12 protein-coding genes are annotated in these 11,723 nt (G+C 56.6%); all 12 read left to right on the top strand.

Features of this window, described 5'->3' with window-relative positions:
• Nucleotides 1-7: 7 nt before the first annotated feature.
• Nucleotides 8-1,486 (top strand): type II secretion system ATPase GspE, encoded by a 1,479-nt coding sequence (gspE, locus tag L462_RS20175; RefSeq protein ID WP_020884857.1) that lies wholly within the window; start codon nt 8-10, stop codon nt 1,484-1,486.
• On the top strand, nt 1,486-2,694 hold the full coding sequence (gene gspF / locus L462_RS20170; RefSeq protein WP_032677772.1) for a type II secretion system inner membrane protein GspF: 1,209 nt from the start codon (nt 1,486-1,488) through the stop codon (nt 2,692-2,694). Before gspE ends, gspF begins: the two co-directional genes overlap by 1 nt.
• A 3-nt stretch (nt 2,695-2,697) precedes the next feature.
• Nucleotides 2,698-3,147, top strand: coding sequence for a type II secretion system major pseudopilin GspG (gspG, locus tag L462_RS20165; protein ID WP_014169334.1), 450 nt, complete (start codon nt 2,698-2,700; stop codon nt 3,145-3,147).
• The gene (gspH, locus tag L462_RS20160; RefSeq protein ID WP_014169335.1) at nt 3,147-3,632 is read left to right on the top strand and encodes a type II secretion system minor pseudopilin GspH; all 486 of its coding nucleotides are present in this window, start codon (nt 3,147-3,149) and stop codon (nt 3,630-3,632) included. Before gspG ends, gspH begins: the two co-directional genes overlap by 1 nt.
• Entirely contained in the window at nt 3,625-4,005 is a 381-nt protein-coding gene (gspI, locus tag L462_RS20155) for a type II secretion system minor pseudopilin GspI (RefSeq protein ID WP_032677773.1), read from the top strand. The genes gspH and gspI overlap by 8 nt, the downstream gene beginning before the upstream one ends.
• Nucleotides 4,002-4,625, top strand: coding sequence for a type II secretion system minor pseudopilin GspJ (gene gspJ / locus L462_RS20150; protein WP_032677774.1), 624 nt, complete (start codon nt 4,002-4,004; stop codon nt 4,623-4,625). The genes gspI and gspJ overlap by 4 nt, the downstream gene beginning before the upstream one ends.
• Nucleotides 4,622-5,632 carry a type II secretion system minor pseudopilin GspK gene (gene gspK / locus L462_RS20145; RefSeq protein ID WP_032677776.1) on the top strand — a complete coding sequence of 337 codons (1,011 nt, stop codon included), beginning with the start codon at nt 4,622-4,624 and terminating at the stop codon, nt 5,630-5,632. The genes gspJ and gspK overlap by 4 nt, the downstream gene beginning before the upstream one ends.
• A gap of 15 nt (nt 5,633-5,647) precedes the next feature.
• Complete coding sequence (gene gspL, locus L462_RS20140) at nt 5,648-6,781, top strand: type II secretion system protein GspL (RefSeq protein WP_032679661.1); 1,134 nt, start codon at nt 5,648-5,650, stop codon at nt 6,779-6,781.
• Nucleotides 6,778-7,263, top strand: a complete 486-nt coding sequence (gene gspM / locus L462_RS20135; RefSeq protein ID WP_032677777.1) for a type II secretion system protein GspM — start codon at nt 6,778-6,780, stop codon at nt 7,261-7,263. The genes gspL and gspM overlap by 4 nt, the downstream gene beginning before the upstream one ends.
• Nucleotides 7,260-8,057 (top strand): prepilin peptidase, encoded by a 798-nt coding sequence (locus tag L462_RS20130; protein WP_032677778.1) that lies wholly within the window; start codon nt 7,260-7,262, stop codon nt 8,055-8,057. The genes gspM and L462_RS20130 overlap by 4 nt, the downstream gene beginning before the upstream one ends.
• Before the next feature lie 260 nt (nt 8,058-8,317).
• Complete coding sequence (locus L462_RS20125) at nt 8,318-11,053, top strand: glycosyl hydrolase family 18 protein (protein ID WP_032677779.1); 2,736 nt, start codon at nt 8,318-8,320, stop codon at nt 11,051-11,053.
• Nucleotides 11,054-11,190: 137 nt separating this feature from the next.
• Nucleotides 11,191-11,631, top strand: coding sequence for a type III secretion system invasion protein IagB (gene iagB / locus L462_RS20120; protein ID WP_032677780.1), 441 nt, complete (start codon nt 11,191-11,193; stop codon nt 11,629-11,631).
• Nucleotides 11,632-11,723: the final 92 nt, after the last annotated feature.

Consider the following 11,723-nt stretch of genomic DNA (forward strand, 5'->3'; position numbering starts at 1 on the left):
GTATCACGTGGACGAACTGAGCAAAACCCTGTGTAGCAGCGGCTACGCAAAAGATAACGGCGTTTTATTTTTTCACGATGCGGTCTATATCCGTGATGACACCCCGGCACTCGCGCTGCTGGAAGTGCGTCGGGTGCTGGGACGCGCGTTTGTCCCGGTCACCCTGACGGCGGAAGCCTTCGATGAAATGCTGGCCAGGATCTGGCAGCAGAGCAGCGGGGTGTCCCAGCAACTGGTGGACGATATGGACGCCGATATCGATCTGATGGCGTTAACCGAGGAGATCCCGGACAACGAAGATCTGCTCGATAACGATGAAAACTCGCCGGTGATCCGCCTGATCAACGCCATTCTCGGCGAGGCGGTAAAAGAGGGCGCGTCGGATATTCATATTGAAACCTTCGAGCGTACGCTGAGCATTCGCTTTCGCGTCGACGGCGTGCTGCGACCGGTGTTGCAGCCCGCGCGTAAGCTCGCGCCGCTGCTGGTTTCGCGTATCAAGGTGATGTCCCGGCTGGATATCGCGGAGAAACGTCTGCCGCAGGATGGCCGTATTTCCCTGCGCATTGGCCGTAAGGCGGTCGACGTGCGCGTATCGACCATTCCGTCCCAGTATGGTGAACGCGTGGTCATGCGTCTGCTCGATAAAAGCAATCTCAAGCCTGATATCAACAAGCTTGGGCTGATTGATGAAGAACGGGAGAAGTTACAAGGGCTGATTGACCGTCCGCACGGCATTATCCTGGTCACCGGGCCAACGGGTTCCGGTAAAAGTACCACCCTGTACGCGATTCTCTCGGCGCTGAACGGCCATGAGCGCAACATCCTGACCGTAGAAGATCCCATTGAATACGAGCTGGAAGGGGTGGGGCAGACGCAGGTTAACCCGCGCGTGGACATGACCTTTGCCCGCGGGCTGCGCGCGATTCTGCGCCAGGACCCGGACGTGGTGATGATCGGCGAAATCCGTGACGCCGAGACGGCACAAATTGCGGTGCAGGCGTCGCTCACCGGTCACCTGGTCATGTCTACGCTGCACACCAACAGCGCCGCCGGGGCGATAACCCGCCTGCGGGATATGGGGCTGGAGTCGTTTTTAATCGGTTCATCGTTACTGGGGGTCATTGCCCAGCGTCTGGTGCGTCGGCTGTGTCCGCACTGCCGTACCACCAGTCCGCTGGATGACAATGAAAAGGCGCTGTTCAGCTTTATGGACCAGCCGCCACACGCGATTTATCGCGCGGTGGGGTGCGAACACTGTCGCCAGAGCGGCTATCAGGGGCGCGCCGGTATTCATGAGTTTCTGGTGGTCGACAGCACCCTGCGCCGCGCCATTCATGAAGATAAAGACGAAATGGCCATCGAAACCGAGCTCTTTAAGCAGGCCTACAGCCTGCGTGAGAACGGGCTGCTGAAGGTGATCGACGGCGTCACTTCGCTGGAAGAGGTGATGCGCGTCACCGCCGAGCGCGGAGGAGATGCGTAATGGCCTTCTACGCCTGGACGGCGAGGGATACCGCGGGCAAAACCCGGCGTGGCACGTTGCAGGCTGAGGGGCAAAAGCAGGTTCGCCAGATGTTGCGCGAGCAAAAGCTGATGCCCGTCAGCATCAACGAAACCCGTGAGGTTGCGGCTGCCGGTAATGCGAACGCCGGGGCAAAACTCTCCACGCCGGTGCTGTCGATGTTTACCCGTCAGCTGTCGACGCTCGTCAACGCTGCGCTGCCGCTGGAGAGCGCGCTGAAGGCAATCGCGAAACAGACGGAGGACAAAAAGCTCGCGGCGATGGTAGTGGACATCCGCGAGAAGGTGGTGGAAGGGCATACGCTGTTTGAGGCTTTCAGCCAGTTTCCGCGCAGCTTCGACAAGCTCTACTGCACGCTGGTAATGGCCGGTGAAAAGACCGGCCATCTGGGCGACGTGCTGGAAAAGCTGGCCGAGTACAACGAGCAGCGTCAGAAGATGAAAAGTAAACTGACGCAGGCGATGGTCTACCCGATCACCCTGACCGTGGTGGCCATCGCGGTGATCGGCATTCTGCTGGTGGCGGTTGTGCCCCAGGTGATTGAGCAGTTCACCCATATGAAACAGCAGCTGCCGATCACCACCCGCACGCTGATCGCGGTAAGTGATTTCCTGCAGGTTTACGGCCTCTATATCGTCGGCAGCCTGGCAGGCGGGATGATGGGTTTTAAGGCCTGGCTTCGAAACGCTAAAAATCGTTTTCGCTGGCACGGCTGGCTGGTGAACGGTTCACCCGTCAAAAAGCTGGTCTGCGCCATCAACAGCGCCCGCTATATCCGTACCCTGAGCATTCTGCAGGCCAGTAGCGTGCCGTTGCTGGAGGGGATGTATATCGCGATGGACGGGATCGAAAACCGGTATGCCCGGCAGGTGCTGGAGCAGGCGGCGGATACCGTGCGCCAGGGGGCATCGCTTTATGCGGCTCTGGAGCAGGCGAAATTATTCCCGCCGACCATGCTGTATATGATTGCCTCCGGGGAAGAGAGTGGGGAATTAGGCCATTTAATGGACCGCGCGGCGGAAAACCAGGAATCGGCATTACAGCATCGTATTACGTTAACGTTGTCGGTATTTGAACCGGCACTGGTGGTATCTATGGCGACGATTGTTTTATTCATCGTCCTGTCAATATTACAACCGCTTCTGCAACTTAATAATATGGTAGGTTAAATCATGGCTATAAAACGTAAACACCTGGCTCGCCAGGCGGGCTTCACCTTGCTCGAATTAATGGTGGTTATTGTTATTCTCGGCGTACTCGCGAGTATGGTGGTACCCAATTTAATGGGTAATAAAGAAAAAGCGGATACCCAAAAAGCGACCAGCGATATCGTCGCGCTCGAAGGCTCGCTGGATATGTATAAGCTGGATAATCACCGCTATCCCACCACCGAGCAGGGCTTGCAGGCGCTGGTCACGAAGCCAGAGATTGCGCCCATTCCCAACGGCTACCGTGCGGACGGTTATATCCGCCGCCTGCCGCAGGACCCGTGGGGCGGGGATTATATTCTGGTCAGCCCGGGTGAACACGGTGCCGTAGACGTTTTCTCCGCAGGTCCGGATGGCGAAGCCAATACCGCCGATGATATTACAAACTGGTCTCTGGATAAGAAAGAGAAATAATGAAACGTCAACGCGGCTTTACGTTGCTGGAAATTATTCTGGCGCTGGTGATATTTGCCAGTTGCGCCATGATGGTGGTTTCAACAATACCCTCACGCAGCGGTGCGGATATATTTGGTCAGCAATTAAAAGCCCTCGTTGATTATGGCTCAGACCGGGCAGTGATGGACGGAAATATCGTGGGGTTGGTTATGACCGCGGATAAATACCGGCTGGTGACGCTCGAGGATAAAAACGGTGAACGTCACTGGGTGTCGTTATCCGCGGGGCGGATAACGACCCGGGGTGATTTCCCGCCGGAGATGCACGTCTCGCTCACGCCGCAGCGTCTCGCCGCCACGGTGACATCCGAACCGCAGGTGCTATTTCTGCCAGACGGTGAAATCAGCCGCTTTACGCTGGCGCTGCAAAGCCGCGACAACGCGCACCATTTCCGCGTGGTGTCGCAGGGTGCGGCCCCTGTAACGGTAGAAAACGATGGCTAACGGCAAGAGAAAGCAAAAGGGGATGACGCTGCTGGAGGTGATGGTCGCGCTGGTCATCTTCTCCACCGCCGCACTGGCGCTGATGAACTCGGTCTCCATGAACGTGCGTTTCACCCACGGGCTGGCCGATACATTGCAGGCCAGCTGGGTCGCCGAAAATCAACTGGCGGAGGCGCAGCTCAACAGACGTGATTTTCCTGACGCTGAAGCGCAGGGGGCAGAGGTCATGGGCGGGCGCAGCTGGGCCTGGCGAAAGCAGCGCGTAAAAACCGCGGCTAACGGCTGGGCGAATGCCATCCGCGTCTATGCAGAAGGCGATGAAAGCCAGCCGGTTATTTCACTGCAGGTCATCGCGCCGGGAGAGGAACCGTGAAGAAAATCCGACGCCAGCGGGGATTTACCCTGCTGGAGATCATGATTGCGCTGACCATTTTTGCGGTGATCAGCACCCTGGCCTGGCAAATCCTCGACGGGGCGATGCGCACCAGTTCGGCGACGGAGGCCAGCGCGGCAAAGTTCAATCAGCTTCAGCGTGCCTGGAGCCTGATGGAGCGCGATTTCTATCAGCTTCAGGCGCGTGCGCCGCGCAATGAGCCGGATACATTTCGTCAGGGGGATGACGGCCTTGAGCTGACCACGCTGAACGGCGTGAGCGGAACCGTACAGCTGGAGCGCGTGCGCTGGCGGCTGGAAGAGGGGCGACTGTACCGGGATGTCTGGCCGGTGATTGACAGCCCGGCGGATGCCAGACCCGATGCGGTGCCGATTGTCGGCGAGGTGAAATCTCTGCAGTGGCGTTTTTACCGTCAGGGCTGGCAAAAAAGCTGGAACGACCCGGCACATCTGCCGGATGGCGTCGAGCTGACGCTGACGATGGAAAACGGGGAAACCTGGCGCTGGGTGTTTACAACGCCGGGCGATATCCCCGAGGCCGCCGCGCCAGCGCCCGCAGACGCACCTGCCGCGCCACCTGCAGCGGAAGCGACATCATGAAGGCTTTACGTAAACAGAAAGGCGTCGCGCTGCTGGTGGTACTGATCCTGCTGGTCATGATGTCGGCGCTGGCTGCCAGAATCAGCCAGCAGTTCTGCCGCAATCTGCAGAAAACCCATTACCAGGTGAGTCAGCAGCAGCTGCGCTGGGCCATGCAGGCTCAGGAGAAGGTGGTCAAAGATCGTCTGCAGAGCGACGCCAGCGGTGAGAGTAAAGCCCTTAGCCTGCAGGGTGACTGGCACCAGCCGCTGGAGACCCGGGGTGACGATTACACGGTGGTCAGTCAGGTGGAAGACGCCCAGGACTGCTTCAACGTCAATAACCTGCTGGCGGCCGATGACATCGCGCAGGGGCAAAATGCACCCGCGGTGCCGGAAAAACCGCGGAAAGAGCAGATTGTTGAGCAACTCCTGACCGGGAGTGGCCTCAGCCAGTCCACGGCGCACGAGGTTTACTCGCAGCTGGTGGACTATCTGGATGGCGATACCACCACGGCCAGCGAGGGGGCGGAGAGCGATGCCTGGGCGGGCGTGGTGCCCCCCCGGCAGCCCGCAAACCAGATGATGCGCACGATCGCTGAGATCACGCTGCTGCCGGCATTTCCGGCAACGGCATACCGGAAGGTGAGCACGCTGCTGTGTGCCTTACCGGATACCGCCAGCAAGGTGGATGTGAACACCCTGAAACCGGAACAGGCCGCCTTACTGGCCGCCATGTTCCCCGGAAAAATAACGCAAGACGATGCCGTTCGCCTGATTGAATCGCGACCTGAAACCGGCTGGGAAAATATGGAAACCTTCAGCAACGCGCTGGAGCAGGCCTTCCCGCAGGTGAAAGACGACCTTCCGCAGGTGGCCGGACAACTCTCCACCCAAAGCCGGTACTTCCGCGTTAACTATACCGGCAACACCGATGCGCTAACGCTTCGCGTGGTAAGCCAGCTTCAGGTCAATAACGAAGCCGGTGAGATCGTGACGTGGCAACGTCGTTACCGAATGATTGAATAAGAAAAGCAGATGGCTATGAAACAGGTACTTTTTGTTCGTCCCGACAGCCGTGAGGGCGGGAAAATAATGTGGTGTGCTTCCGGCAGCCAGCAGGTTGACGTTGTGGAGCGCCTTGACGCGCTGGCAGACCATCCTCTCGCGGCCCGGGTCTGTTTACTGTTGCCCGCAGGCAACATGATCTTCCGCCATTTTACGTTGCCGAAAAAAGTTGCCTCTCAGACGGCGGCGTTCTCGTGGCTGGCGGAAGAGACGCTCATTGGCGAGGTGGACAACCTTCACTGGACGGTGCTTCACAAAAAGGGGGCCGACGTGGACGCGGTGGCGATTGATACCGATCTTCTGCGCGGGTGGTTAGCCCGTTGCCAGGAGGCCGGTTTGAAGGTGGTTCAGGTGCTGCCGGATGCCTGGCTGCTGCCGGTGACGGCAGGAGGAAGCACGCTGGTTGCCCTGGATGACCGCTACTGGCTGCGCCTGTCGCCCCATGTCGCCAGCGAAATGGAGGCCAGTCTGCTGCCGCTGCTGATGCAAAAAACCCCAGACGGTGACGTGTGCTGTTACGGCGAACCGCCAGCCGGTGTCGGGGTGGATCTTCTGCAACCGTGGCAGCATCCGCTGGTGCTGATCCAGCCCCAGTGGCAATCCTGTCGGGTCACCCTCCTGCACGGTGAATTCAGCCCGAAGGCAGGGAAAGGCAGCGCGTCTAAAGGAATAAAAATCGCGATGGCGGCGGCGGGCCTGTTGTCTCTCGGGCTGTTGCTGGGCCCGCGGATCGCGATGGCCTGGATGCTGGTACAGCAGGAAAATCGGGTTCAGCAGGAGATCGTTCAGGTTTATCAGCACCATTTTCCCAGCATGCGCCAGCAGACCAATATCAAATACCACTTTGGTCAAAACATGAAAAAGCAGCACAAAGGGGTGTTCCTGCAGCTGGATGATCTTGAGCAAGCCAGGCAGGCCGTACCCGCACTTGAGATCTCCCTGCTTGAGTACGATGCGCAACAAAATGCGCTGACCCTGAGCGTCAGTGCGCAAAGCCAGGCCGCGCTGCAGTCGTTTGTGGAGAAAACAGGGGAGCATTTTGAGTTCACCCTACAGCCTGTTTCCACCACTGCACCTTATACCGCCATGATCGCAGGGAAATATAAATGAAAGAGCGAATCACGAAGCTTACGTCGCGTTATCAACAATACAGCATCCGGGAGAAATATATTTTAAAAACCGGTGCCGTTGCCCTCCTGGCCGCGGCTGTTTATTACGCGGGCATGATGCCACTGGATAATATGATTCAAAATAGCAAATCAACGCTGACCCGACAAAAAGAGACGCTGAACTGGATGCGCAGAGAAATAGATAAACACCACCTTCCGGTGATGGTCATTAAAACGGATAACCCGCGCACGGTGGTGGAGAACAGCGCTCATGAAATTAACCTTTCCCTGACGGAGGTGCGTCAGGACGGGCAAACCTTATCGTTCGTGGTGAACCGCGTAAACGTGTATGAATTAAAAAACTGGCTGCGGGAAATCAACCAGACCTCCGGCGTCAGGCTGCAAAAAATGAACCTTACGCCGGTCGATCACCTCAGTGATGTGAAAGCCGAAGTGCAGCTCACCTGGCGCGAAACCGCATGAACACCGTTGCGCTGATGCGGGAAGTCTACCCGGTGGGGTTCCCGGTGATGAGTGCGATCCTGGGCAGCATGGTGGGCAGTTTTCTGGGGGTTGTCGCCGAGCGCGTGCCGGGCATGGTGATGGAGGAGGAAGGCGCGGGCAACTTGCTGTTTCCGGCCTCTCACTGCCCGGTGTGCCAGCATGATCTTGCGGCCTGGGAGAATATCCCGCTGGTCAGCTGGCTAGTATTGCGCGGGCGCTGCAGGCAGTGCGGCACGGCCATCCCGCTGCGCTTATTGATGCTCGAACTCGTCACCGCGCTCTTTTTTGGCCTCACCGCCTTGTGCATTCCGGGCGAACCGGCGTTGTTCTCACTGTGGTTGCTGGCCGCATTTCTGCTGCCGCTGGCGATGATTGACTGGCAGCATCAGCTGCTCCCTGACTGTCTGACCCAGCCGTTGCTGTGGGCAGGACTGTTGTTACACCTCGTTGACCACACGCTGCCGCTTAAGGATGCGCTGGTGGGGGCGGTGGCTGGCTACCTTTCGCTCTGGTCTCTTTACTGGATATTTCGTCTGCTTACCGGACGAGAAGGATTAGGCTATGGCGATTTTAAACTTCTGGCGGCGTTAGGCGCCTGGTGCGGCTGGCAGGCACTGCCCACCCTGGAATTGATTGCCGCGTTAAGCGGTATTGTCGGATATTTCGCGACAACACATGCGAATAAAAATAACCGCGTTATTTCTTTCGGTCCTTATTTAGCTTTTGCCGGCATGACGGTTTTTGTTTATCAGGTTGCCTGTTCCACATTCTGAATACACCGGTCAAGTTTTTTTAGTGATTTTTTCGATTGGGGAATGAAAGGAATACAATATTTATTCAGCGTATTGTTAAAGACATAAGCTTCACAGAATTCGAGCTTGTATCTTTTAATGGAGGAATACAGCGCGCCACAGAAATAGCGGTTAACGATTATTGCTTAAGTTGAAATTCAAAGTCTGTAAAAAACTATTCCATGTTTTAAAGGAAGACATGGGTCATTAACGTTTACAAATAAATTTATCAGGAAATAAAAATGAAATTTATGAAGCCTAAATATCTGGCGCTTTTCGTTGCAGCGGCGTCCAGCTCTGCCTTCGCGGCGGCGCCAGGTACGCCAACCCTCAGCAGTGGCAATGATAAGTTTGCGATTGTTGAAGTTGACCAGGCAGCGCAAGACTATAACAGCCTTGTGAAAGTCCATGATGGCGCGGATGTGAAAGTTGAGTGGAACGTCTGGAGCGGCGATGCGCCAACCTCGGCGAAAGTGCTTCTGGATGGTCAGGCCGTGTGGAGTGGCGCCGCAAGCGCCTCCGGGTCAGCCACCTTCAAAGTGAAAAAGGGCGGACGCTATCAGGAGCAGGTTGAACTCTGTAACGCCAGCGGGTGTTCTAAAAGTGCCAGCAAACTGATCATCGTGGCGGACACGGACGGGAGCCATCTGCTGCCGCTGAACACCACCCTGAAGGAAAATAACAAAACTTTCTCTCAACATACGGACAAAGTGGTGGGTGCTTATTTCCCTGAGTGGGGCGTCTATGGGCGTGAGTTCCCGGTGGATAAAATCCCTGCGGCGAACCTGAACCACATTTTGTACGGTTTCATTCCGATCTGTGGTGGTGATGGCATCAACGACGGGTTAAAAACGGTTGAGAACGGCAACAGCTTCGCCGCGCTGCAGCGCGCCTGTGCGGGCCGTCAGGATTACACCGTGGCCATTCACGATCCGTGGGCGGCATTGCAAAAACCGCAGGCCGGCGTGACCAACTGGGACGACCCCTACAAAGGTAACTTTGGTCAGTTGATGGCGCTGAAAAAAGCCCATCCGGATCTGAAAGTGCTGCCTTCCATTGGCGGCTGGACGATGTCCGATCCATTCTTCCAGATGCATGATTCAGCGATCCGCGCGCGCTTCGTCTCTTCCGTGAAAGAGTTCCTGAAAACCTGGAAATTCTTCGACGGGGTTGATATTGACTGGGAATTCCCGGGGGGTGGTGGCGTGTCGGAAAATCTTGGCAACCCTGCTCAGGACAAAGCCACCTATACCGCGGTGATGCACGATCTGCGCGCGATGCTGAACGAGCTGTCAGCAGAAACGGGCCGTACGTACGAACTGACCACCGCCATTGGTTCCGGTAAAGACAAAATTGAAGACGTGGATTACACCACGGCGCAGCAGTACCTCGACCACATCTTCCTGATGAGCTACGACTTCTACGGCGGCTGGAGCAATACTGATCTCGGCCACCAGGCGGCGTTGCACGGCGCGGAGTGGAAACCGGACACCAACTACACCACTGAGAACGGCGTGAACGCGCTGCTGGAGCAGGGCGTGCAGCCGGGCAAGATTGTTGTGGGGGCGGGCATGTACGGCCGCGGCTGGACCGGCGTTCATGGCTACACCGGCGACAATCCGTTCACCGGTACGGCAACGGGCGCGGTCAAAGGCACCTGGGAACCGGGCGTGGTTGACTACCGTCAGATTGCGAACGAGTACAAAGGCAAGCCAGGCTGGGAATACAAATACGATGCCGCGGCAGAAGCGCCGTATCTGTTCAATAAAGCCACCGGCGATCTGATTACCTATGAAGACGCGCGTTCTACCACGGCAAAAGGTAAGTATGTGCTGGCGAAAAACCTGGGCGGTCTGTTCTCCTGGTCCATCGACTCGGACAATGGCGACATCCTCAATGCGATGAACGAAAGCCTGTTGGGCGGCGGTTCAACGCCGGTTGATCCCGTTGTCACCAACCATGCGCCGATCGCTGCGGCTGCCGATCAGACCGTGACCGGGCCTGTTACCGTCACCCTCGATGGCTCTGCGTCTGGCGATCCGGACGGCGACGCCATTACCTATAAGTGGACCCAGATTTCCGGTCCAGCCGTGACCCTTACCAACAGCACGAAAGCCAAAGCCTCCTTCGGCGCGGCGGCAGTGACTCAGAACCAGACGCTCTCCTTCCGCCTGACGGTGAAAGATGCGAAAGGCCTGACGAACGCCATTGATGTTCAGGTCGTGAACAAAGCACCTAAAGCGAACCAGGCACCGGTGGTCAACCCGATGGAAAGCATCACGCTGCAGGCGGGTGAAACCTATGCCCTGCATGCGCAGGCGGCCGATCCGGATGGTGACGCGCTGACCTATGCCTGGAGCGTGCCGGCGGACATGAACGCAACCGGTACTGACACCGCGAACGTGAATATCACCGCACCGGCTGTCGCTTCCGATTCCACCTACACCCTGAGCGTGGTGGTCAGCGACGGTAAAACCAGCGTTCAATCGAACGTGCAGGTTATTGTCACGCCAAAAGCAGCCGATGAGGTCACGCCACCAGCTGACGAGGTGACACCACCAGCCGATGAGGTCACGCCGCCATCTGACGAGGTGACACCACCAGCCGATGAGGTCACGCCACCTTCTGATGAAGGCTCTGCCACCGGTAGCTGTGATGCACCTGTTGATGCCAATGCCAGCCAGTACCCGGCCTGGAGTGCGAGCAAAATCTACAACAGTGGTGACACCGTGAGCGCCGACAACCTGGTGTGGAAAGCGAAGTACTGGACACAGGGCAATAAACCTGGCTTTGACGCGGATGCGTGGGAGCTGGTCAGCCAGGTGAAAATGAACTGGCGTTCAGATGTGGTTTACAACGGTGGCGATACGACCACCTACCAGGGGTATGTCTACCGTGCGAAATGGTGGACCCGTGGTGATAAACCAGGTAACAGCGATGTATGGGTGAAAGAAGGCGCGTCAGCAGACTGCAAATAACCTTCTTAGCCTGAGGTTGCGGGTTTGATATCGCCTGCAATCGTTGACCACACCCCGTTTCGGGTGTGGTCAACCCCTTCCGGAATAAGACAGCGTGCGCAAGGAGAAGGATCGTCAGTAAATAAACAGGTAATGAGATGAAACGCTTTTTATTGTTATTGCTTATTTTAAGTCAGAGTGCGGCAGCAAATTGCTGGGATAATGCGGCGCATTATTATCATGTCGATCCGTATTTATTATATGCCATTGCGCAGGTGGAATCCGGTATGAATCCGAATGCCGTGGGGTGGAATCAGGATGGCTCGCGGGATGTGGGATTAATGCAGATTAACAGCACGCATTTCAGCGAACTGCAGCGCCAGGGCATTGATGAGAACCGGCTTGTGACCGAGCCCTGCACCTCCATTATGGTGGGCGCGTCAATACTGTCGACGATGATCAACGTATATGGCTATAACTGGGAAGCCGTCGGGGCTTATAACGCGGGAGTGAAAAAAGAGAATTATTCAAAGCGTATGAATTATGCCCGCAAGGTCTGGGCGAAATATCAGGAGATAAAACCTCGTTCCTCTTATTAATTCTGCTTTTTGTTTTTTGAAGCGTACCCAGAGGTGCGCTTCAGAAAATGAAAAATTACCGCACTCTTTGGTTTATTTATTAAGGGAATAAT

Origin of the sequence: Enterobacter sp. BIDMC 26 (genome assembly GCF_000534435.1) — a bacterium.
Lineage (GTDB): Bacteria > Pseudomonadota > Gammaproteobacteria > Enterobacterales > Enterobacteriaceae > Enterobacter > Enterobacter ludwigii.